Here is a 24,138-nt window from a genome sequence, read left to right as displayed (position 1 = left end):
TTAATAAGTAGTAGACGTTTTTGTAATGCACTGAAATATTTGTTTTAAAAAATAAAGTTATGAAAAAAATCATGTTACCCTTTTTGCTGTTGTTTATTATTTCTTGTTCTTCGGATAATTCTGTTAAGGATTATACACAAGCCAATGAAAAAGAGATTCTGGATTATATCAGTGATAAAAATCTGGTGGCCCAAAAAAGTTCAACAGGATTGTATTATATAATCAACGAAGCAGGCACCGGAGAGCAACCCAGTTCCGCTTCAAATGTAACGGTTACCTATAAAGGGTATTTTACCAATGGAAAGGTGTTCGACCAAAACACAGAAGGTTATAAAACAAATCTTAAAAACGTTATAAAAGGATGGACAGAAGGTATTACCTATTTTAAGGAAGGCGGTAACGGTGTTTTATTGGTGCCTTCCCGATTGGCGTACGGACCTGATTATTATAATGGGATTCCAGGTGGTTCCGTGCTTATTTTTGATGTGGCACTTATTTCTGTTTATTAAATTTACTGATTACATAACAAAAATTGATAGTATCCGGATGTCAGTCTGAGGCAACAGATAAAAAAATTTATCAAGCGATATTGTTGACAATTAAATTGAATTTGAAACTGAAAATTTGAAAGTATGGATTGTCCCCTAAAGGGGACTTTAGGGGTGTTTTTAAAATCTGAGTGATATTTAAATATTTGAAAATCAAATATATAAAATACGATGACAATGGTAGCGCAGTCGAAGACATTGATAACATTTTGTAAGCTTCGCTTAGCTGCTTTCAATGAAAATATATTTTCATTTCAATAATGCTCAATGTAACATCTTTTAATTTTTGTCATGTATTAAACTAAATTCCAAATATGTTTTCAAGATTCTAATCACCATGATAGACCCCTTATTTAACTACATAAATAACTACGTTAGTTTAACTGATGAAGAAATTGCCTATTTACAATCCAAAATTTCTGTAAGAACCTATTTAAAAGGTCAATATGTGGTTCAGCAAGGCGATGTTTGTAAATATGAATGTTTTGTGCTGTCCGGTTGCACCAAAACATTTTATGTGGATAAAGAAGGGCAGGAGCATATTTTAATGTTCTCTATTGAAGATTGGTGGACGTCCGATATGGGAAGTTTCATTACCCAAACCCCAGCCGATTTTAATGTGCAGTGTTTGGAAAACACAGAGCTTGTTATGTTTTCGCACGATATTATTGAAGACTTGTATAGCGAAATACCTAAACTGGAACGTTTTTTTAGGCAAATTATAGAAAAAGCATTTGTAGCCTCACAAAAGCGCATTGTTAGAAGTTTTAGTCTTTCCGCAAAAGAGCAATATGTGTATTTTAAGCAGCAATACCCCGAAATAGAACAACGTATACCGCAATATATGATTGCTTCTTACCTGGGCATCACAAAAGAATTCCTCAGTAAAATTAAAAGTCAGGCATAAATGTTAATCTAGTTTAACCTCATTTCATAAACTACTTTATTTTCTGTTAAGGCTGTATGCACTAAATTTGTACCACAAGAATTTAATTAACATCAAATAAAAAATATTATGAAGAACACTATTGAAAATTTAGCAATCGTAGCTTTAGTAGCTTTTACGGCATTCTCTTTTACCAACATAAAAGCAGAAAAGAAAGAAATCAAACTTGATAAAAGCAAAGTAGTTTGGAAAGGTTATAAAGTAACCGGGTCGCATGAAGGTACAGTTAATATCAAGTCTGGTTTTTTGAATTTTGAAAGCGACAAATTAGTTGGTGGCGAGTTTGTGATGGATATGGCCACTTTGGTGAGCACAGATTTGGAAGGTGAGTATAAAGGGAAATTAGAAGGCCATTTAAAATCGGATGATTTTTTTGGAGTTGAAAAACATCCCACAGCTAGTTTGGTATTTACAAAAGTAGTGGCTTCGGGTAAAAATGCCTATACCGTTGCAGGCAATTTAACCATTAAAGGAAAAACAAACCCCATTACTTTTACCATGTCCATTTATGGTAATAAAGCAACTGCTTCTTTAAAAGTCGATCGAACAAAATTTGGTGTTGAGTACAATTCAACTAGTTTTTTCGAGAATTTAAAAGACAAAGCCATTTATGATGAATTCGATTTGGTTTCAGATTTAGAGTTTTAAGCATAAAGTGATTAATAGCGAAAAAGGCATTCAGAATTGGATGCCTTTTTTAATGGTGCCTATTGAAATTCATTACATTTGTTTTGTTTTTAGAAGCACTTATTTAATAGACCATGAAAATTTTTGAATGCCCAAATTGTAATGCACCGGTTTTTTTTGAGAATACCACATGCCAATATTGCAACACCAATTTAGGCTATAATCCGTTATTGGAAAAATTTGAAATACCTAATGGATCGGGTGCGAACGCTGCAAAATATTGTGCAAACCATCATTGGGGTGTGTGCAACTGGTTTGTTGATACTAATTCAGACTATTGCATAGCTTGTAGTTTAAACCGTATAGTGCCCGATAGATCGCAGGTAGATTATTTTGGAAAATGGCAAAAACTGGAAAATGCCAAACATCGGTTAATTTACCAATTGCTTAAACTTAAATTACCCGTAAAATCTAAAATGATCCATGATAATGGTGTGGCATTTGATTTTTTATCTGAAAATAATGATAAAAAAGCAGTAACTGGTCATGCCCATGGCGTTGTTACCATCATTCTAAATGAAGCAGATTCCGTAAACCGGGAACAGATACGCAAGCAAATGGACGAGCCTTACAGAACCTTGATTGGGCACTTTAGGCATGAAATAGGACATTATTATTGGACGCTTTTGTTTAACGATTCCAATATGGAATCTTATAGAAATTTATTTGGCAACGAACGTTTGGATTATGGCAAGGCATTGGAAAATCATTATAAAAATGGCCCTCCGAACGGCTGGCACCAAAACTTTATAAGCCAATATGCAAGTTCCCATCCCTGGGAAGATTGGGCCGAAACCTGGGCGCATTATTTACATATTATGGACACTTTGCAAACAGCAAACAGCTTCGGCGTATGCTTTGACCCAGAAGCACCCTATGTGCAACAATTGGTGGTGGACAGGTGTGTGGACCCTTATATTACTCATGATTTCCAAGAAATCTTTAAAGGAAGCGTGGCATTGACTTGTTCATCCAACAGTTTGAACAGATCTATGGGCTTGCCCGATATCTATCCTTTTGTGGTTCCGGGCAAAGTCGTGGAAAAACTCACTTTTATCCACAATCTTTTAAAAACCGAAATTAGTTAGTCCTTTTAAAAAGCTATCTTTACCCTTTATAAAAAAATCCACGCTTTTAAATGTCTTTTAAAAAATTATTGCAATCACTTAAAGATAACTTGAAACGCCAAGGTATCGAAAGCCCTAATGCACTTCAAAAAGAAATTCTTTCCAAAATAAAAGGTGGAGCAAGTTTATTTGTAATCGCGCCAAAGAATTCTGGAAAAACAACGAGTATCGTGATAAGTGTCATCAACCATTTAAAAGAAGCGTTTGAAGATGCGCCCCGTGCTTTAATATTTGTAAAAGATAAACAAGAAGCTTTAGAACTTGCCGAAATTTTCAACATCTATAAAAGAGGCACCGACTTGCGTGTGTATTGTGCTTATGAAGAGCATAACTTGGAACTGCAACGCGAAGAACTATATCTAGGTACCGATATTGTGATAGCAACGCCCAAACGTTTAAACAGGATATTTTACTTGAACGGCATTAATTTGAACAAGTTACAAATGTGTATTATTGACGATGCCGATTTTTTATTTAGAAACAATCATTTTGCCGAGGTAACAAGAACCCCGGAAAGCATTGGCAGGTGCCAATACCTCGTTTTTACCGATAACTATGATATGCGGTTTGAACGTTGGCGCGAATCGTTTATGAATCTTGCGCAAATTATTAATTTTAAGGGATAAAATAATTATTGTTTTCCAATAAAGAATCAAGACCGCTTTGCGGATAGAATCAAGAATAAAGACTTGATAACAAGTAACTGATAAGCATCTCTATTCTCTTTTTAAATTCATCAAAAATCTAAATTTATTATGTGATGTCTCAATTGTGAATCATTTGTGTATTCCTAGTCATTTCGTCGTTGGGAGAAATCACGCACATATTTTTTTTTTGGATTATATGCATTTTATTTGAAAATAATGCAATTAAATTAAGGAGACGTTTGCATTTTAAACAATTAAAATTTTATTTTTCAATTTTAGAAATGGAATTGTGGATTACTTTATTATATTGTAAACAAAAACTTTCATACAATATTTTGTCCAAATCACTTAACAGCTGCATACAATTAAATTTTTTTTTATAATATTTTATACTTTGTTAAGCGCATCTTTTCTTTATGGCCAAAAAGGAAAAGAAGCCAATTATGCGCGTTTTGTTGATTCCGCTAATTTTTATATTGACGATTCATCAGCCAAGGCCTTATCTTTCTTGGATTCCATACCAAAACCTTTAGAGAAAACCATTAGTGGTCGCTTAGCGGATTATTATAACATTATGGCATTGGCCTATGATTATGAAGGTGAGTATGTCCACGTATATCAAAGTTATATATTAGCTCTAAAATATGGCGAAAAAGAAAAGAATTATTTAATTGCAGGGAATGCTTGTTTAGAATTATTTGCGAACATCTATTTTGCTAAAAGAGACACGTTGGCTTATGTCTATTTAGAAAAGGCCGAAAAGTACTATAAGTTAGATAACTATGCTAATGGACTTTTGGAAATTGAGCAAATGCGCGCTTATGTTAAATTTCTTGATGGAGATTATAAAGCTAGCAATGCATTAATATTAACACATTTAGATGCTTATAGAAAAGTGGAAGATGATGCATATTTCCATGTTTTTGCTATGTATATGTTAACTGCTAATTATATTGAATTAGGAGATTTTAAAAATGCCTATGCTAGCTTTAAAGAGTTAAAATCCTTAAAAGATAATCCCACAATAGTAAAATACAACTATTTTTCATTTGAAGTCGCTATTAATTTATCATTGGCACAAGTTTATTTTTCAAAAAAACAATTGGACTCTACCGAATATTATCTGTCTAAGTCCACTAAACATAGAAATTTTATGGGTGAAGGTGTTATTAAGGACTATTTAGCTCTAAATTCTGAAGTCTATAAGTATTATGGCAATATTGAACAATCAAAGGTTTATTTAGATTCTTTAATGCTTTTTGAAAAGAAGATGTTCAATAATATGGTAGATGCAAGTATTCAATTGAATACCCCATTGATGCACGCCGAATCTGAACTGGAATCTGAAAGGAATAAAAAATATTGGAATGGTGTTTTGGCCGTATTCTTATTTTGCATGTTATCTTTTTTAAGCATTTTCTATATTATTTATTATAGAAAACAAAAATTTAAACAGAAGCATTTTAAAGATAAAGTAAGTGATTTTTCGTATTTAAGATCAACTAACGAAAAATTAACAGGAAAGATCCATGGTTTAGAAGAATACATTGGCAGTCTGAAAAAGGATATTAAAGAAATTTCTATAGTCAATGATGTTTCAAGTCAGCGTGAAAAAATTAAGGAACTTTATAAAGAGTTGCATATTAATTCATCGACACTTTTAGATAAAAGTGAGAGTCATTTAGAACTGGTTAACGATTTGAATATTCAATTTTTCAATCAAATCCATAAAAAATATCCTCAATTAAACGATTCTGAAGTTATTACATGCTATTACTTGTTTATGGGATTTAAAAATAAAGAGATCGCCCTGTTTTTAAATACATCCATTAGAGCTTTAGAAAGTAAACGTTATAGGATTTCAAAAAAGATCGATTACGATTTTGATAAAAATGATACAACCTTAGTAAAGCATCTTAAAAAAACTTTCAAGAACACCCAAGTACAATAAAATTCTATTCTAATTGATTTAATTGTCATTTCCGTTGCAAAAACAGCATATTAACACATATTAATGGGCACCGTGTAATAATTGCGTAGTGAAAAACAATGTGAAAACAGTTGCAGTTTAAGATATTTGCAGTGCTATTGATTAACAACTGATTTTCAGTAACCCAAATATTTTTGTTTTCTAAGAGGTTGGAATTGTTTAATATTATTAAGCAAGTAAACAAAAAATGTTATTGGCAAAAAAGTTGATTTTAGGGATGTAAAAAGGAGTCTGCAAAGACTCCTTTTTCTATTAAAAGACTTTAGTACATGACAAAAAAAGATGTTTCATTAAAAAAATTATTTAAGTCGACCCCTCCGCCTATCGGCATACCGAAAAATCGGTACAGGCTCTACCCCTTGAAAAAAGAGGAGGAATTATTTAAGGAGTTTTCTTTAATAATTTGATGTTAATAAATTTTTGTCATGTACTTAATTAAAAGACTTAAAAAGTTATAGCGTTGAAATGATATTTTGCCATACCAATTCATAATACTTCTTATTTGAAGGCACAAAATGATTATCCTTACCAATGTTTTCCATAAGTAGCTTAAACCCGGTAAACGACACCAATTTTAAGGCTTCAACCTCTTCTTCTTGTGGTACTAATACAGAAATGGGAACGTTTAGTTCACATTTAAATGTATTGTGGAATTCATTGTCTTTAATACCATTTTCATAGGATTGAAAACATTCAAAAATGCCCATAGGTTCTAAATCGGTCTCTGAAATTGTCAGTCCAATTTCTTCTTTGGTTTCCCTTACAGCGGCTTGTTTTGGGGTTTCGCCTGCATCAATATGGCCTGCAACCGAAACATCCCACATGAGCGGACAAATGGTTTTTTTTGCCGAACGTTGGGATAGCAATATATATCCGTCTTTGGTGTAAAACCAAACATGCGCGGTATGGTGGTAAAGTCCTTTTTGGTGAATAACGGATTTCAATTCTGATTTTCCTGTTGGTGTTCCGTCTGGGTTTACAAGGTCTATATATTCGTCCATAAAAGTTTGTTCTGAAAAGTTGGCTTTTTGTTTGAAACTACCAGTGCGTTAGGGGTTACCCATACATTTTATTGTTAAATATTGAAATCGTGAATGCTTTGCATTTGCAGTGAAAATCCCCGCAAACCTGTTTTCTGGCAGGCAGGGGCGCAGAAATGCAAAGATTAATGATTTACGATCTACGATTTTTGATTTACGATTTACGATTTTTGATTTACGATTGATTAACGAATTACGAATGATTTGTGAATCTTGAAACAAACTTGAAACCTCAAACAAGCACCGAACTCAAAACTTGGAATTTGAAATTTGAAACTAACTGCATTTGAACACTGCAACTGCAAACTACTCCCGGATCTTCTTTTTACGCAACTCAAAATTCTGACCTAAATACACTTTTCGTACCATCTCATCGTTAGCCAATTCTTCAGGCTCTCCGGCTTTAAGAATGCTGCCTTCAAACATTAAATAGGTTCTATCGGTAATGGCAAGGGTTTCCTGTACGTTGTGGTCGGTAATTAAAATACCTATATTCTTTTTGGTAAGTTGCGCCACAATCCGTTGAATGTCTTCAACCGCCACAGGATCCACGCCGGCAAAAGGTTCATCCAATAAAATAAAACTGGGGTCGGTTGCCAAAGCCCGTGCAATTTCGGTACGTCTGCGTTCGCCACCCGATAATAAATCGCCCCGACTTTTACGGATATGACCTAACCCAAATTCTTCAATAAGCGATTCCATTTTATCATGCTGCTCTTTTTTGCTAAGCTTGGTAAGTTGCAACACACTTAAAATATTATCTTCAATGCTCAGTTTTCTGAAAACCGATGCTTCCTGTGCCAAATAACCAATCCCATTTTGTGCCCGTTTGTACATGGGGTATTGGGTAATTTCGGTTTTATCCAAAAAAATATGGCCGCCATTTGGTTTTATCAAACCCACAATCATGTAGAAAGAAGTGGTTTTTCCAGCACCGTTAGGCCCTAAAAGACCCACTATTTCACCTTGGTTTACTTCAAGGGAAACATCTTTTACCACTTTTCGTCCGCTATAGGACTTCATTAAATTTTCGGCTCTTAAAATCATATTTTAATTGTCAAGTTAAAGGATAAACCCTGCCATTCTATGGCAGTTATTTTGTTGTGTACTTTTTTTTATTCATTCGGTTCAATGTGAATTAATACGTGTCCTAAATTCGGTATTTCTTTTCGTAAATAGTCTTTTAATTTATGTGCAATATCGTGACCGGATTTTACCGTAATTTCACTATTGACTATGGCGTGTAAATCTACGTGGAATTTCATTCCGGATTTTCGGATAAAACATTTCTCTGTGTCCAAAACACCTTGAACTTCTGTTGATTTCTCTCTAATTTCAATTATCAAGTCTTCATAAAGTTGTTCGTCCATAACTTCTCCCAAAGCTGGCCGTAATATTAAATAACTATTATACAAGATAAATGCTGAAGCAAATAAGGCAGCCCAATCATCTGCTGTTTCAAAACCTTTTCCAAATATGATTGCTATTGAAATTCCGATAAAAGCCATTACCGAAGTTATGGCATCACTTCTATGATGCCAAGCATCTGCTTTTAGTGATGAACTATTTGTTTGCTTGCTTTTTTTAATTACGATTTGAAATGAGATTTCTTTCCAAGCTATTATTAGTCCCAAAACAGTCAAAGTCCAAGATTTAGGGATTTTATGAGGTGTTTGAATGTTTTGAATACTTTCATAGGCTATTATTGTGGCAGAAACAACAAGAAAAGCAACCACACCAAATGTAATTAAGGGTTCAATTTTTCCGTGCCCGTAAGGGTGGTTTTCGTCCGCTGGACGTTTTGCATATTTTAAACCTAATAAAACTAAAAATGAAGCAAAAATATCCGTTGTCGATTCAATCGCATCTGCAATTAAAGCATAAGAATTTCCGAAAAATCCCGCAAGTCCTTTTATCAAGGCTAAAGCAGTATTTCCAATGATACTAAAATAAGTTGTCCGTATTGCAGTTTGTTCGTTATTCATTCGTTTTTTCAACTTGCACACAACAATTAAATAACCAACCTGCCGGTTGGCAGGCAGGTAGCTTAGTAATCAAATAACTATTTTTTACCTTCATTGCTTTTCAAAATTATGCAATTTTAATTCATAGTGGTTTATTTACTGAACGCCAAAAATAGTAAAATCATATACAAGGTAATGGCGGATTTTGAATTAATATGTTGTTTAACCCTGTTGCTCCAAGGCATCCCAAAATTCGTAAGCACGACGCAAATGCGGAATCACAATAGTACCGCCAACCAAAGTGGCAATACTCAACGCTTCAACCACTTCGTCTTTTGATAAGCCTATTTTATAACTGGTTTCTAAATGGTATTTAACACAATCGTCGCAACGCAATACTGCCGAAGCCACCAATCCTAAAAGCTCTTTTGTTTTCACATCCAAAGCACCTTCCGCGTAAGCGTTTGTATCTAAATTAAAAATACGTTTGATGATTTTATTATTATCCGCAAGGATTTTCTCGTTCATTCTAGAACGGTAATCATTGAACTCTGTAACGCTATCAGACATGTTTCTTTTCTTTTCTTTTTTGATTTCTAACCACCATTTTAGCGATAAAAATACTTGCTTCATACAAAATTAAAATGGGAATGGCCACAATAACTTGACTCGCAATATCTGGAGGCGTGATAATAGCAGAAAGAACAAGCACAACTATTAAAGCATATTTTCTATAGGTTCTTAAAAATTCTGGCGTTACCAACCCGATTTTTGTTAGAAAATAGATGATGATGGGAAGTTCGAAAATAATGCCCGAAGCCAAAACCGAGGAACGTACCAACCCAATAAACGAGGCAATATCAATTTGATTGTCCACCCTTGACGAAATGCTGTAATTCGCCAAAAAGTTAATGGACAGTGGAGTGATGACATAATAGCCAAACAGCGCCCCAAGGAAAAACAGAAAAGAGGAAATAAAAATAAAACCTCGTGAATGTTTACGCTCATTTTCATGCAAGCCTGGGCTTATAAATTGCCATAATTGGTAGATAATATACGGAAAGGATATGATAAAACCACCTAATATGGCCGTCCAAATGTCCGCAGAAAACTGTCCTGCCATGGTTCTGTTTTGTAATATAAGTGGAATTTTATCATTACAAAAACTGGTGTCCAAATTCATGTAAGTGGCTATGTCACATAAATACTTGTAGGTTGGAAAACTCATATCCAATGGTGCGAAAATGATATCATCAAAAATAAACCTACTAAAAATAAATGCAAAAGTACCTACAATAACGATGGCTAAAGTAATTTTGATTAAGTGCCAGCGTAAATCTTCCAGATGGTCTAAAAAAGACATCTCGTTTATATTCTTTTTTTTAGCCATTATATGATGCCTTCTTTAATTAAATCGTGTAAGTGGACAACGCCTGCATAGTCGCCATTATCCTCTACCAAAAGTTGCGATATTTCGTGTGCTTCCATCATTTCCAACGCATCAATGGCCATGGCACTGGCATTGATTCGTTTCGGGTTGGCGCTCATAATATCTTTGGCGGTAAGTTTTGAAAAATCATCTACTTTGGTAAGCATTCTACGTAAATCGCCATCGGTAATAATACCTATAATTTTATTGTTTTCAACTACTGAGGTCACTCCCAGCATTTTCTCGGAAATTTCAATAATCACATCTTTTATACCCGTGTTGGAACTCACTTTTGGTTTTTGGTTTACCGAAGAAATATCTTGAACACGCAAATATAGTTTTTTACCTAATGCGCCACCAGGGTGGTATTTGGCAAAATCGGTACTGGAAAAACCACGTATATCCAATAAACAGATAGCGAGTGCATCGCCAATAACCAACTGCGCCGTGGTACTTGTTGTGGGGGCGAGGTTGTTGGGGCAGGCTTCCTTTTCAACAAACGCGTTTAAAATATGATCGGCTTGTTGGCCCAAAAACGAATCTTTGTTCCCGGTAATGGCAATTATTCTATTTTTCGCTCGTTTAATAAGGGGAATAAGTACCTTAATTTCTGGTGTGTTTCCGCTTTTTGAAATACAAATAACCACATCATCTTCTAAAATAAGTCCTAAATCACCATGGATGGCATCGGCGGCATGCATAAAAATAGAAGGTGTTCCGGTAGAATTTAAAGTCGCGACAATTTTGCTTGCTATAATGGCGCTTTTGCCAATTCCTGTAATGATGACGCGCCCTTTAGAGTTGTAAATAAGCTCTACGGCATTTGCAAAATCATCATTTACTAAACTGGACAAATTTAAAATGGCTTTACTTTCCATTTCAATGGTTTGTTTTGCAATATTGATAATTGAACTTGTACGATCCAAAATTTATTATTTTTTTTAGTTGATGCTTTTAAAGATTTTGTTATCTTTAAGGTTGTCGAAAATCATTTATATGGTAATTTCGATTTGCGTTACAAAACTAACAAAAAAAACAGGAGGGTTCTCTCATAAAACTTTAAAATAGTCAAAGGGATTTTGAATATTTTATGTTTTATAAACAATTAAAATAAATTTTTGAATTATTCATGTCTATAGCAAAAAGTGATTTGCATTCTGCGTTAAAAAAATATTTTGGATTTAGTAAATTCAAAGGACTTCAAGAGGGTGTTGTAGAAAGTATATTATCAGGGAATAACACATTTGTAATCATGCCAACAGGCGGTGGTAAATCGCTCTGTTATCAATTGCCCGCTTTAATGCAGGAAGGCACGGCCATTGTGGTGTCGCCCTTAATTGCTTTAATGAAAAATCAAGTGGATGCCATAAGAGGGCTTTCCAATGAAGAAGGAGTGGCACATGTGTTGAATTCTTCATTGAACAAAACCGAAATAAAACGTGTTAAGGAAGATATTGTAAACGGCGTTACAAAGTTGCTCTATGTAGCACCCGAATCGTTGACCAAAGAAGAGAACGTGGAGTTTCTGCGTTCGGTAAAAGTGTCTTTTATGGCGATTGATGAAGCCCATTGTATTAGTGAATGGGGACACGATTTTAGACCGGAATACAGAAACCTAAAGCATATTATTGGTCGTATTGGCGACAATATTCCCATTATTGGTCTAACAGCTACGGCTACTCCAAAAGTACAGGAAGATATTATAAAAAACTTGGGTATTAGTGGTGCTACAACCTTTAAAGCATCGTTTAACCGTCCTAATTTATACTATGAAGTACGCCCAAAAACCAAAAATGTAGATGCCGATATCATCCGCTTTATCAAGCAAAACCAAGGAAAATCCGGCATTGTTTACTGTTTAAGCAGAAAACGTGTGGAGGAATTAGCACAAGTGTTGCAAGTAAATGGTGTTAAAGCAGTGCCTTACCATGCGGGTTTAGATGCCAAAACGAGATCTAGTCATCAAGACCAATTTCTTATGGAAGATGTTGATGTGGTGGTAGCTACCATCGCTTTTGGGATGGGCATCGACAAGCCCGATGTACGTTTTGTAATCCACCACGACATTCCTAAAAGTATAGAAAGTTATTACCAAGAAACGGGTAGGGCAGGACGCGATGGAGGCGAAGGGCATTGTTTGGCGTATTATGCCTATAAGGATATTGAAAAACTTGAAAAATTCATGTCTGGTAAACCTGTTGCAGAACAGGAAATTGGACATGCCTTGTTACAGGAAGTAGTGGGTTTTGCTGAAACCTCTATTTCCCGTAGAAAATTTATTTTGCATTATTTTGGTGAAGAGTTTGATAATGAAACCGGTGACGGAGGCAAAATGGATGATAATGTAAGACATCCAAAAAAGAAACGCGAAGCCCAAGACAATGTTAAACTGCTTTTGGAAACTATTGATGCCACCAACGAAAAATACAAGTCCAAGGATTTAGTGAACGTTATTATAGGTAAAGAAAATGCCTTAATCAATTCGCACCGAACCAACGAACAGGTGTTCTTCGGAAAAGGTAGTGATAAAGATAAAAAATATTGGATGGCTTTATTAAGACAGGTTTTAGTGTCTGGCTTCCTTAAAAAAGATATAGAAACGTATGGCGTAATCAAATTAGCGGATCCAGGGAGAGCGTTCATTAAGAAACCAACCTCTTTTATGATGACCGAAGACCATATTTTTGATGGGGAGCAAGATGACGGCAGTATTATTACAGCGGCAAAAAGCGAAAACGCTGTGGCAGATCCTTTGTTAATGGACTTGCTAAAAGACTTGCGTAAAAAAAATGCCAAAAAATTGGGGGTGCCGCCTTTTGTTATTTTTCAAGATCCCTCGCTGGAGGATATGGCGTTGAAATATCCCATTACTTTGGCGGAACTTGCCAATGTTCATGGTGTGGGCGATGGTAAAGCAAAGAAATACGGTAAGGATTTTATAGAACTTATTTCTGAATATGTTGAAGAGCACGATATTATCCGGCCAGATGATTTAGTTGTAAAATCGACAGGTAGCAATTCTGCCAATAAACTTTACATCATTCAAAATATCGATAGAAAGTTGCCATTAGATGATATTGCTTCTTCAAAAGGCATGTCTATGGAAGACTTTATCAAGGAAATGGAAGCCATTGTGTATTCAGGTACCAAATTGAATATTACGTATTGGATTGATGATATTTTAGATGAAGACCAGCAAGAAGAAATCCATGATTATTTTATGGAATCTAAAACCGATAGTATTGATGCTGCCATTAAAGAATTTGATGGGGACTATGATGATGATGAACTTCGTTTATACCGAATTAAATTTATTAGTGAAGTGGCTAATTAGTTTGAAGTATTCAGTCGCAGTACTCAGTTGCAGTTAGTTTCAAGTTTTAAATTACAGGTTTCGAGTTTGTTCTAAGTTTAAAAATTCAAAATTCAAAATTCGTCAATCGTCAATCGTTAATCGCTAATCGTCAATCGCTAATCGTCAATCGTCAATCGTCAATCGTCAATCGTCAATCGTTAATCGTTAATCGTCAATCGTCAATCGTTAATCGTCAATCGTTAATCGTCAATCGCTAATCGTCAATCGTCAATCGTTAATCGTCAATCGTCAATCGTTATTCGTCAATCGTTAATCGTCAATCGTCAATCGCTAATCGTCAATCGTTAATCGTCAATCGTCAATCGCTAATCGTCAATCCAAAATCGTTACTCGCTAATCAAATTTTTTTTATTCTCTCGCAAAGTCGCAAAGTCGCAAAGTTTTAAATTCGTTAATCGTCAATCGTCAATCGTTAATCGTCAATCGTTAATCGTCAATCGTCAATCGCTAATCGTCAATCGTCAATCGTCAATCGTCAATCGTCAATCGCTAATCGCTAATCGTCAATCGTCAATCGTTAATCGTCAATCGTCAATCGTCAATCGTCAATCGTCAATCGTCAATCCAAAATCGTTACTCGCTAATCAAATTTTTTTTATTCTCTCGCAAAGTCGCAAAGGAGCCGCAAAGTTTAAAAACCTCCTAGCCCAAAGGCGGAACTTTTACTTTTTAAGGTTTTAGTACATGACAAAAAAAGATATTTCATTAAAATAACTATTAAAGTTGACCCCTCCGCCTATCGGCACCTCCCCTTGAAAAAAGGGGAGGAATTATTTCAGGAGCTTCTTTTAATAATTTGATGTTAATAAATTTTTGTCATGTACTTAATTTTAAGGTGCAGAATCTTCTATTTTCTTTTTTCTTTTTTCTGGGGGGCTTACATCATCGCACAATCCACCACATCAGCAAAAATATGGATTACCAAACCTAAACCTATCAATCTGGTTTTCTTCGGAATTAAAAGCAACACATAGATAGCTATGGCGTAATAGGAGTGCAACGGATGAAAGTTAATGCTGCATCTATGGGGATCGAAAATGGGCGTTGCCAACAAATGGTCCAAATCTATCAACATCCCCAAAATCATAATTAAAAAAGCATATTTCCAATGCGATCTATAAAAAACCAGTGCTACAGCGAGCGGAATCAAAAAATGGCACCCATAATGAGCAAGGGTTTGTAGCATTATTCGGAAATTAGGGATTGGGATTCCAAATAATTTACAGCGTTGGGACCTTCGTTAAACAATAAATCCAAAATACTCAAGTTTGGAATAAACCCATGCTTATCACTAAAAACCTGGGTGTAAGTTTCAAATTCTTGGAGAGGTTCTTTTTTTGCGTTTACTAAGTCTCTATAATCCTTGGTATTTTCTGTTTGTTTGTGATAGACTTCAGATTTTGAAATGTTCAGATCCAATTGCAAACAGTCGCAAACCACCTCAAAACATTTTAAGTTGAAATCTAAAATATAATCTGATTTTTTGCTGAATAAAGGAAGCAATTCATCTTCATAATATTCAAAAAAAGGGGATGTTCTATAGGCTGAAAGCAACGATTTCCAATGCAGATCTTGCCATTTGCTGTCGTTGAAAATTTTAACATCCCTATATTTCTGACGATTCTTTTGTGTGTGAATTACAGGAATGTTTAAAGCCAGTTTGCCGTTTGCTCCATAAATGTAACATCGGTTTCTATAGGTCTGCTTTAAAAAACTATCATACATTTCAAACATAACGTATTCGGCTTTTGCCATAGCGACAAAATGAGCAATGTTTGGGAAGTATGTGGGATGTATAATGATGTTCATTTGTTTAGTTGTGAGTTGTTAAGTTGAATATAAAAATCTAAACAACTTAACAACTCCACAAGTTAACTGTTTTTCTTCCTTGCTCTATATTTAGTATACCCATACCATCCCAACAACAAAACTAAAAACGGAATAAAGTACGAGGTAGCTTTTCCGCTACCGCTAACCGTTGTAAAGAAACGTTCCCAGCGTGGGTTTTTAATACCATCCCAACTCATCCAAATAAATACGGGTTTCCCTACCACGTGGTCAAAAGGAACAAATCCCCAAAAACGTGAGTCTATGGAATTATGCCTGTTATCGCCCATCATCCAATAGTAGTTTTGCTTAAAGGTGTAGGTGGTTGCAACTTCCCCATTGATTAAAATTTGATTGCCTTTTACTTGAAGCGTATTATCTTCATATTCGCTAATAACACGTTTGTACAGTGGTAAAATATCTAAATTAATAGCAATGGTTTTCCCTTTTTCAGGAATGTAAATAGGACCGAAGAAATCAGCATTCCAATTAAAATTAGGGTCATGGGGAAATTTATCGGACTCTCTAACACCTTTTATTGCTTTCACAGGGGTAATGCTTACCACGTTCGGATTGTCTTTAAATTTAGCCAATGCCTCATCAGAAATAGCAGAGAAATAATAGGTGTTCTGGTCATTTATAATACCAAACCTATCTGTAATATCATAACGTTCTTTAAGGTACACGGGGTTGAATTGGGATGTTTTTGGCTGCACATAATAACTAAATTGCAAATGTGCCCTGTCTGGCAATACATTTTGTTTGCCATTAATGTACACAAAACCGTTTTTAACCTCTAACGAATCGCCAGGAATACCAACACAACGTTTTACCAAATTTGTTTTTTTGTCGATGGGCTTGTAATAGTTTCTGTCTGGATGAAAATCGTTCATATTCAACAACGTATCGGCTGGTTGGTTGAACACTACAATATCATTTCTTTCAATTTCTTCAAAACCGGGGAAACGCAGATATGGCAACTGGAGCTTGTTTATTAAAGACGTTTTTCTTTCAGCGTAACGATCGTTAAACAGGTATGATTTGGTTCCTAATTTAGGAATGGTATCATGAACCATGGGAGCAGCTACTATAGTCATGGGTACTCTGGCACCGTAATGAAACTTACTTACAAATAGAAAATCGCCCACCAACAATGATTTTTCCAACGATGATGATGGAATGGTAAAGGGCTGAATAAAATAAGTATGTACAATAGTGGCGGCAACAATGGCAAATAAGATGGAACTTACCCAATCGCCAGAACCCGATTTGGGGTGCAAACTTCTGTTTTCTATATAGCTAACCTCGGCAACGTAATTTAAATAGTAGTTGTAAAACCCGAATGTTACAACCGCTAAAAAGGTGTCAAAATTAGAGTTTTTGCCAAAACTTCTAGCGGTTTCTACCCAAACCACGGGTAGCATAATCAGGTTTACAATGGGCAAAAATAGCAGGATGACCCACCACCAAGGGCGATTGATTATTTTCATTAAAATAATTCCGTTGTAAACGGGTACAAAAGCTTCCCAAGCCTGTCTTCCGGCTTTAATGTATAATTTCCAAGTGCCTAAACCATGGATGACTTGAACAATCAAGATGAAAATAAACCATTGCATTAATGTCATAATCGTAATTTTTTAATTATAGTTTGTTGTAGAGACCTCACAGGTTTTCAAAACATAAGTGTTCGGAAGTTGAAAATTTTTGATAAACCGTTCCCCTCCTTGGAGGGGGCTAGGGGTGGGTTTTGTATTTTTTTATCTCATTTACAAAATGATTATATTAATTTGCCCACCCCTAACCCCTCCCAAGAGGGGAATTAAAACGTGTTTAATTTTAAATTAAAAGTTTTTTATCAACTATTTCATCCATTTTTTTTTTTTTTTTAATATTTTGTCTTCCGAACACTTATGTTTTGACACCCCACCTGTGAGGTCTTATGTTTTTAAATTGCCAATATTCTATTCTATAAATTAATTTTTTTATCATGTACTTAGAGTTTGTTGTTAAACGTACTCATGATGTTACTCCTAATGTTTTAGTTTAACCAATATTTAACACATCGTTCATTGTGAATACACCCGTTTTTCCTGCAATCCATTCCGCAGCAATAATGGCACCAAGCGCAAAGCCTTGCCTGGTGTGCGCCACGTGTTCTATGGTAATGGTATCTACTTCGCTTTTGTAATTAATGGTGTGAGTTCCCGGAACATCCTCTATACGTTTTGCCACAATAGGAATGGTTTTTTCGCCAGCTTCATCCAGTTTCCATGCTTCAAAATTGGAATTATTGGCAATAATATCATTCGCTAAAGAAATGGCTGTTCCACTAGGTGCATCCAATTTTTGGGTATGGTGGATTTCTTCCATAGTCACATGATACTGTTCAAGTGTACTCATCATTTTCGCCAATGTTTTATTGAGTTCAAAAAAAATGTTTACGCCTAAACTGTAGTTGGATGCATAAATAAAAGCACTTTTCTTTTCTTTACATAAAGCAACAGCTTTATCATAATCCTGCAACCAACCTGTGGTGCCCGAAATTACTGGAACACCATTGTTCAAACAATTTGAAATGTTATTGAAAGCTACGTTTGGAATACTAAAATCTATGGCAACATCGGCTTTTGTAATATCGTAGCCTTCATCGTCTTTATCAACGGTCAAAACGATGGTATGTCCTCGTTTTATGGCAATTTGCTCAATGGTTTTTCCCATTTTTCCGTATCCAAGTAGCGCTATGTTCATTTATTTATAGTTTTAATTTGCCAAATGCCCATTATGGGCTAAAATTTAAAATTTAAAGTTAATCCAAGGTTGCTTTTTCTGTCAACCTCGTCTATTTTAAAATGTGGTGCCAAGGTTAGGTTTTCATCCACATTATATTGCATTAAATGCGCATCTACATTGGCATCGATAATATTTAAGGCATAAATGCCTAAAGTTACCAAAAGTGATATTTCCTTGTTTCTTTTATAAAATTTTTGTCCGCGTTGTAAACCCTCGGTCGTAACCCTGGGAGTTGGTAGCTGATTGCCTTGCGAGTCTAAGTAAAACTCATCGTTGGTAAAACCAGCTAATCTACTTTTATACGCATCCCTGTAGCGGTTATATTCTTTGTTATTGTTTGTGTAAAAATAGATTCCTGTAGCCAACCCGCCAAAAACAATGGGTATTTTCCAGTATTTTTTATTGTAAGCTTGCCCCAAACCCGGTAATATGGCCGAATAAAATGCGGCCTTTGCAGGAGCAAGAGGGTTAATGGGATCCCTCACTTCTATAATGGTATCAACAACAATAGTAGGAAGTTCTTTTTTTTTCTTGTCTTTTTCCTGGGCGGTAAAGCACCAACAAAATAATAGTGAGCATGCAACAGCTATCAATAATTTATTTGGCACCTTGAACTAATTTTTTAATACGGTTAAAATCTTCTTCTGAATGGAAAGGAATCGTAATTTTTCCTTTTCCATTTTTAGAGACTTTAACGTCAATTTTGTGTCCAAAGTATTCAGAGAATGCACCAACGCCATCTTTAACAAATTTTGGTACGGTGTCTTCCTCTTTTTTAGGAGTTACTTTTACTTCTTGTGTGGTGTTGAAATTACGAACTAAATCTTCAGTATCTCTAACCGAAAGTTCGTTTGAAAGTACTTTTTCGTAGATATTCAATTGAGTAGCTGTGTCTTCAACCGTAATCAATGCACGCCCATGGCCCATGGAAATAAAACCATCACGCATCCCCGTTTGGATGATGGGGTCTAATTTTAACAAACGCAAATAATTAGCGATGGTGGAACGTTTTTTACCCACGCGCTCGCTCATTTGTTCTTGCGTTAAGTTGATTTCATCAATTAATCGTTGATAGGATAGGGCAATTTCAATAGGGTCTAAATCCTGACGTTGAATGTTCTCAACCAATGCCATTTCAAGCGATTCTTGGTCGTTGGCAATGCGTATGTACGCAGGAATGGTTTCCAGTCCAATTAATTTTGAAGCTCTATAACGACGTTCCCCAGAAACCAATTGGTATTTGTTAAAGCCCAGTTTCCGAACGGTTATAGGCTGAATGATGCCCAATTCCTTAATGGAAGAAGCCAATTCGCGCAGCGATTCTTCACTAAAATTAGTACGGGGCTGAAATGGGTTCACTTCAATGACATCGATGTCCAACTCAATAATATTACCTATAACTTTATCGGCATTTTTATCTTTAACGGATTGAATATCGTTACTAGGGTCTTTTAAAAGTGCAGATAAACCTCTGCCTAAAGCTTGTTTTTTCATTGCCTTAGCCATAATTTATGAGTTTTTATTGATAATTTCCTTCGCCAAACTTAAATAATTGGTGGCGCCTTTACTAGCCGCATCATAATTAATGATGTTTTCACCAAAACTCGGGGCTTCGCTTAATTTTACGTTACGTTGTATAATGGTTTCAAAAACCATATCGTTAAAATGTTTCTGGACTTCCTCCACCACTTGGTTTGAAAGTCTTAAACGCGAATCGTACATAGTAAGCAACAAGCCTTCAATATCCAATTCAGGGTTATGTATTTTCTGGACACTTTTTATGGTGTTTAAAAGTTTTCCTAAACCTTCCAATGCAAAATATTCGCATTGAATAGGAATGATAACCGAATCGGCAGCCGTTAAAGCGTTTAATGTTAACAAACCTAAAGAAGGGGCGCAATCAATTAAAATATAATCGTAATCCTCTTTAATTTCCATCAAGGCTTTTTTCAGCATGTACTCCCTAGCTTCTTTATCAACAAGTTCTATTTCAATGGCCACCAAGTCAATATGAGCAGGTATCACATCCAGATTAGGTGTTTCGGTTTTAATAATAGCTTCGCGGGCAGAACTGGAATGCTCTAAAAGCTGGTAGGTGCCTATTTCAACTGATTCTACATCAATTCCAATTCCAGAAGTTGCATTTGCTTGAGGGTCAGCATCAATAAGTAAAACTTTTTTTTCCAGAACGCCGAGTGAAGCCGCTAAATTTATAGATGTTGTTGTTTTGCCAACGCCTCCTTTTTGATTTGCAATTGCAATGATTTTACCCATTAAATGATTTGGTTTTATGAACGGTAAAAATACAATTATTTATGAGGAATAAAAACCAAAATTGTTAATAGCGTAATAAAGGAATAGTTAAATTAAAATCATTTATAATTTGTAAAAAATTTAACATATTTTTTGATTTAAATATCTTAGTTTTACTTAAACAAATATAGTAAATATGAAAAAAATCAATCAAAAAATGAAATTATTTATGCTTTTTACAATGTTGTTAGTAACCTCGCTAGCTTCTGAAGCACAAATAAAACAAACCGCTAGTGTAGAGGGTATTACGGAATACGTGTTGGACAATGGCATGAAAGTGTTATTGTTTCCTGATAATTCTTCCCAAACCATTACCGTAAATATTACCTATTTGGTGGGATCGCGCCATGAAGGTTATGGCGAAAAAGGAATGGCACATTTACTGGAACACATGGTTTTTAAAGGCACGCCCAATCATCCAGATATTCCTAACGAGCTTACCGCACATGGTGCAAGACCAAACGGGTCTACCTATTATGATAGAACAAATTATTATGAAACATTTAATGCCACCGATGGAAATTTGGATTGGGCCTTGGATTTGGAGGCCGATAGAATGATGAATTCCTATATAGCCAAAAAAGACTTGGAATCTGAATTTTCAGTCGTGAGAAACGAGTTTGAAATGGGTGAGAATTCGCCGTCAAGAATTCTTATGCAAAAAGTGATCAGTAGTGCTTATTTATGGCATAACTATGGAAAATCAACCATAGGTAACCGTTCGGATATTGAGCGTGTTCCTATTGAAAATCTGCAAGCGTTTTATAAAAAATACTACCGACCGGACAATGCGGTCTTAATGGTCACAGGAAAATTTGAAACCGATAAAACTTTGGCACTTATAGCGAAAAAGTTTGGGAATATTAAAAAACCAGAAGCACCTTTAAGAGATATTCCTACTGTGGAACCCGCACAAGATGGTGAAAAACGAGTGACTTTAAGTAGAGTAGGCGAATTGCAGATTTTATCTGCCTTATATCATATACCGGCAGGTTCCCACGAAGATTATGCAGCACTTGCCATTGCAGAAGAGGTTTTAACCGATCAGCCATCCGGTAGATTGTACAAAGCTTTGGTTGATGGTAAAAAAGCATCGAGTGTTTCGTCATATTCACCATTTACAAAAGAACCTTCTTTTCTTTATATAAGTGCAAATGTGCCTTCAGACAAATCATTGCCTGAAGCCGAAGCCGTATTATTATCAATATTAGACGGTTTAAAGGATCATCCCATAACTGAAGAAGAATTAAATCGAGCTAAAGCTAATTTATTAAAACAAATAGATCAGATAAGTAGGAATTCAGATTATCTGGGAACTTATATGAGTGAATTTATTGGAGCTGGTGATTGGAGGTTGATGTATATTAACCGTGACCGGATTGAAACGATGACAGTTGATAAAGTAAATGAAGCTGTGCAACGCTATTTTATAAACACAAATAGAACCGTTGGTAATTTTATTCCAACCAAAACACCTATTCGTGTTGAAATAGAACATACAGAAGGATTGGATGCTTTAGTTTCCAATTATAAAGGTAAAGAAGGTTATGGCACTGGTGAAGCGTTTGATGTGTCGTATGAAAACATACAGAATCGGTTAAATTCTGGAGTTTTATCAAAAACCCCGATTGAATACGGGTTTATTAAAAAAGACAATCGTGGTAAAACGGTAACGCTTTCTTTTACTTTTAGAAATGGGAATGTCGATCAACTTATGAACAAAGGGAAATTGGCTGGTTATACTGCTAGCATGCTGAACAAGGGCACCAAAACCAAATCAAGACAAGATATTGATGATGCGTTGAGTGCCTTAAAATCGTCCATAAGCTTTAGGGGTTCCAACGGAAAAGTGACCGCTTACATAAGTACCACGGAAGACAACTTAATGGCTTCCTTGGATTTAATGGCCGACATGCTAAAAAACCCCAAATTTGATGAAGCGGAACTTGAAAAACTAAAAACCCAGGAATTGGCAAGTATCGAGCAAAATAAAACGGAACCCCAGTATTTAGCGAGTAAAAAATTAAGAGAATTAAATCAAAATTATAAAAAGGGCCATCCCTTATATAATATGGCCATTGAAGAGGAAATGGAAGCTATAAAAGCGGTTACCGTTAAATCCATTCAAGGCTATTACAATGAATTTTATGGAATTTCAAACAACGCTTCATTGGTTGTTATTGGAAATTTTGATGAAAAATCAATAAAGGATTATTTTGAAACCAATTTTTCAAGCTTTAAAAACAATAAACCTTATACCCAAATTGCCGATACATTCAAACCTAATAAAGTGGCAAATGAAAAAATTAAAACCCCGGACAAGAAAAATGCCATGGGTTTGGGTCTTTTATCATTTGAAGGCAGTCAAACCGATGCTGATTTTGCTGCTTTGCAAATTGCCGGCGAAATTTTTGGTGGTGGCGTATTAAAATCAAGAATTACAACACGTTTACGCCAAAATGATGGGATAAGCTATGGAGCAGGTGGTTATGTTAATGTAGATGAAAATGACAAAGATAAAAATTCGTCCATATTAGTGTATGCCATTTACGCTCCAGAAAACGCAGCAAAAGTACAGCAGGGCTTTAAAGAAGAAATTGAGCGCTTTATTAAAGACGGCATTACGGAAGAAGAATTAAAAGTAGCCGTAACCAGTTGGGTGCAAGGTGAAAATGTATCCAGGGCCAAAGACAACGAACTTTCTTCAACCATTAATAATAATCTGTACTATGATAGAGATATGATGTTCCATAAAGCCATTGAAGATAAAGTTACAGGTTTAACCGTTGATGATGTTAATAAGGCCATCAAAAAATATTTTAAAACCTTCGATAATTGGACTGTGGTAAACGCAGGCGATTTTCAGGATTATGAAATTAAAAATGATGAAAAGAAAATGGATTAATCTTGTTTAAGCCAATTCATTTGAAAAGCCAATCTGTACGTGTTATAGGTTGGCTTTTTTTCGCAGGTTTGGGTAAGGCAAAATTCCAAGTATTAAACGAATGTTAGCGATACTCTGAAATATCGAATATTATCATCAAAAACTAATCTATTCTGCGCATTAAAATAAGTTCAAATTGATTATTCGAGAAATATCAGTAAAACGTTCATTTCTTAATGAAAATGATAAAGGAATTGATTTTATTGTAAAAAAAATATCACTATTGCCCATTGTATATGATTATTTAGAATATTTTTAATTTCCTATTTATTCCCATTAGTTTTGCATTGATAATTTTTAAATAATCAATAACTATTGCAAATCTACAATCAATTCACATTATTTTATTTATTTTACACCTTATGAATTGAACTCATCTTAACTTTTTGTTTTTAACCGAAAATGAGTTGACCCCGTCGGGAGTTCAAATAAGATAAGACTATTTTTGAAATACATAGCATCGCTACGCATAAGAAAATAGACGAAATATGGACGAATTTCAGCCATTCC

21 protein-coding genes are annotated in these 24,138 nt (G+C 35.1%); 8 read left to right on the top strand and 13 right to left on the bottom strand.

Translation table 11 applies throughout. The annotated features are described in order from the left end of the window. Positions 1-59 precede the first annotated feature (59 nt). From ACU1LP_RS07745 to ACU1LP_RS07720, 6 genes are all read left to right on the top strand, one after another. Complete coding sequence (locus ACU1LP_RS07745; protein ID WP_445734036.1) at positions 60-509, top strand: FKBP-type peptidyl-prolyl cis-trans isomerase; 450 nt, start codon at positions 60-62, stop codon at positions 507-509. A gap of 376 nt (positions 510-885) precedes the next feature. After that, the gene (locus ACU1LP_RS07740; RefSeq protein WP_445734035.1) at positions 886-1,455 is read left to right on the top strand and encodes a Crp/Fnr family transcriptional regulator; all 570 of its coding nucleotides are present in this window, start codon (positions 886-888) and stop codon (positions 1,453-1,455) included. 108 nt (positions 1,456-1,563) lie between these two features. Further along, positions 1,564-2,142 carry a YceI family protein gene (locus tag ACU1LP_RS07735; protein ID WP_445734034.1) on the top strand — a complete coding sequence of 193 codons (579 nt, stop codon included), beginning with the start codon at positions 1,564-1,566 and terminating at the stop codon, positions 2,140-2,142. A gap of 113 nt (positions 2,143-2,255) precedes the next feature. Next, positions 2,256-3,269: a zinc-binding metallopeptidase family protein gene (locus ACU1LP_RS07730; protein WP_445734033.1), complete on the top strand. Its 1,014-nt coding sequence runs from the start codon at positions 2,256-2,258 to the stop codon at positions 3,267-3,269. Positions 3,270-3,319: 50 nt separating this feature from the next. Beyond that, on the top strand, positions 3,320-3,934 hold the full coding sequence (locus ACU1LP_RS07725; protein WP_445735983.1) for a DEAD/DEAH box helicase: 615 nt from the start codon (positions 3,320-3,322) through the stop codon (positions 3,932-3,934). A gap of 415 nt (positions 3,935-4,349) precedes the next feature. Beyond that, positions 4,350-5,906, top strand: coding sequence for a helix-turn-helix transcriptional regulator (locus ACU1LP_RS07720; protein WP_445735982.1), 1,557 nt, complete (start codon positions 4,350-4,352; stop codon positions 5,904-5,906). Between the two features lie 491 nt (positions 5,907-6,397). Here ACU1LP_RS07720 and ACU1LP_RS07715 read toward each other — a convergent pair whose 3' ends face one another. The 6 genes from ACU1LP_RS07715 to ACU1LP_RS07690 all read right to left on the bottom strand — a co-directional run bounded on the left by ACU1LP_RS07715 (position 6,398) and on the right by ACU1LP_RS07690 (position 11,256). Next, positions 6,398-6,946, bottom strand: coding sequence for an NUDIX hydrolase (locus tag ACU1LP_RS07715; protein ID WP_445734211.1), 549 nt, complete (start codon positions 6,944-6,946; stop codon positions 6,398-6,400). A gap of 345 nt (positions 6,947-7,291) precedes the next feature. After that, on the bottom strand, positions 7,292-8,032 hold the full coding sequence (gene lptB / locus ACU1LP_RS07710) for an LPS export ABC transporter ATP-binding protein (protein WP_445732869.1): 741 nt from the start codon (positions 8,030-8,032) through the stop codon (positions 7,292-7,294). 68 nt (positions 8,033-8,100) lie between these two features. Further along, positions 8,101-8,970: a cation diffusion facilitator family transporter gene (locus ACU1LP_RS07705; protein WP_445734212.1), complete on the bottom strand. Its 870-nt coding sequence runs from the start codon at positions 8,968-8,970 to the stop codon at positions 8,101-8,103. Between the two features lie 201 nt (positions 8,971-9,171). Continuing rightward, on the bottom strand, positions 9,172-9,519 hold the full coding sequence (locus ACU1LP_RS07700) for a carboxymuconolactone decarboxylase family protein (RefSeq protein ID WP_445732935.1): 348 nt from the start codon (positions 9,517-9,519) through the stop codon (positions 9,172-9,174). Further along, positions 9,512-10,339, bottom strand: a complete 828-nt coding sequence (gene tatC, locus ACU1LP_RS07695; RefSeq protein ID WP_445734213.1) for a twin-arginine translocase subunit TatC — start codon at positions 10,337-10,339, stop codon at positions 9,512-9,514. Before tatC ends, ACU1LP_RS07700 begins: the two co-directional genes overlap by 8 nt. Beyond that, entirely contained in the window at positions 10,339-11,256 is a 918-nt protein-coding gene (locus ACU1LP_RS07690) for a KpsF/GutQ family sugar-phosphate isomerase (RefSeq protein WP_445732937.1), read from the bottom strand. Before ACU1LP_RS07690 ends, tatC begins: the two co-directional genes overlap by 1 nt. Before the next feature lie 251 nt (positions 11,257-11,507). Between ACU1LP_RS07690 and ACU1LP_RS07685 the strand changes: the two genes are divergently transcribed. After that, the gene (locus ACU1LP_RS07685) at positions 11,508-13,712 is read left to right on the top strand and encodes a RecQ family ATP-dependent DNA helicase (protein ID WP_445734214.1); all 2,205 of its coding nucleotides are present in this window, start codon (positions 11,508-11,510) and stop codon (positions 13,710-13,712) included. 919 nt (positions 13,713-14,631) lie between these two features. Here ACU1LP_RS07685 and ACU1LP_RS07680 read toward each other — a convergent pair. From ACU1LP_RS07680 to ACU1LP_RS07650, 7 genes are all read right to left on the bottom strand, one after another. Further along, positions 14,632-14,940 carry a DUF6122 family protein gene (locus ACU1LP_RS07680; protein ID WP_445732741.1) on the bottom strand — a complete coding sequence of 103 codons (309 nt, stop codon included), beginning with the start codon at positions 14,938-14,940 and terminating at the stop codon, positions 14,632-14,634. Continuing rightward, the gene (locus tag ACU1LP_RS07675; protein ID WP_445734972.1) at positions 14,940-15,563 is read right to left on the bottom strand and encodes a WbqC family protein; all 624 of its coding nucleotides are present in this window, start codon (positions 15,561-15,563) and stop codon (positions 14,940-14,942) included. Before ACU1LP_RS07675 ends, ACU1LP_RS07680 begins: the two co-directional genes overlap by 1 nt. 62 nt (positions 15,564-15,625) lie before the next feature. Beyond that, complete coding sequence (gene lepB / locus ACU1LP_RS07670; protein WP_445735981.1) at positions 15,626-17,206, bottom strand: signal peptidase I; 1,581 nt, start codon at positions 17,204-17,206, stop codon at positions 15,626-15,628. A 418-nt stretch (positions 17,207-17,624) separates the two neighbouring features. Beyond that, positions 17,625-18,329, bottom strand: coding sequence for a 4-hydroxy-tetrahydrodipicolinate reductase (gene dapB, locus ACU1LP_RS07665; protein WP_445735980.1), 705 nt, complete (start codon positions 18,327-18,329; stop codon positions 17,625-17,627). A 38-nt stretch (positions 18,330-18,367) separates the two neighbouring features. After that, entirely contained in the window at positions 18,368-18,979 is a 612-nt protein-coding gene (locus tag ACU1LP_RS07660; RefSeq protein ID WP_445732737.1) for a DUF5683 domain-containing protein, read from the bottom strand. Further along, complete coding sequence (locus ACU1LP_RS07655; protein WP_445732736.1) at positions 18,969-19,877, bottom strand: ParB/RepB/Spo0J family partition protein; 909 nt, start codon at positions 19,875-19,877, stop codon at positions 18,969-18,971. The genes ACU1LP_RS07660 and ACU1LP_RS07655 overlap by 11 nt, the downstream gene beginning before the upstream one ends. 3 nt (positions 19,878-19,880) lie before the next feature. After that, entirely contained in the window at positions 19,881-20,645 is a 765-nt protein-coding gene (locus tag ACU1LP_RS07650; RefSeq protein ID WP_445735979.1) for a ParA family protein, read from the bottom strand. A 175-nt stretch (positions 20,646-20,820) separates the two neighbouring features. On the opposite strand from ACU1LP_RS07650, the gene ACU1LP_RS07645 reads away from it, so the two are divergent. Beyond that, positions 20,821-23,589 carry a M16 family metallopeptidase gene (locus ACU1LP_RS07645; protein WP_445735978.1) on the top strand — a complete coding sequence of 923 codons (2,769 nt, stop codon included), beginning with the start codon at positions 20,821-20,823 and terminating at the stop codon, positions 23,587-23,589. Positions 23,590-24,138 lie beyond the last annotated feature (549 nt).

This window comes from Mariniflexile sp. (assembly GCF_052728615.1).
The sequence above is the reverse complement of the archived record's forward strand: the minus strand, read 5'-3'. Positions and strand labels throughout refer to the sequence as shown.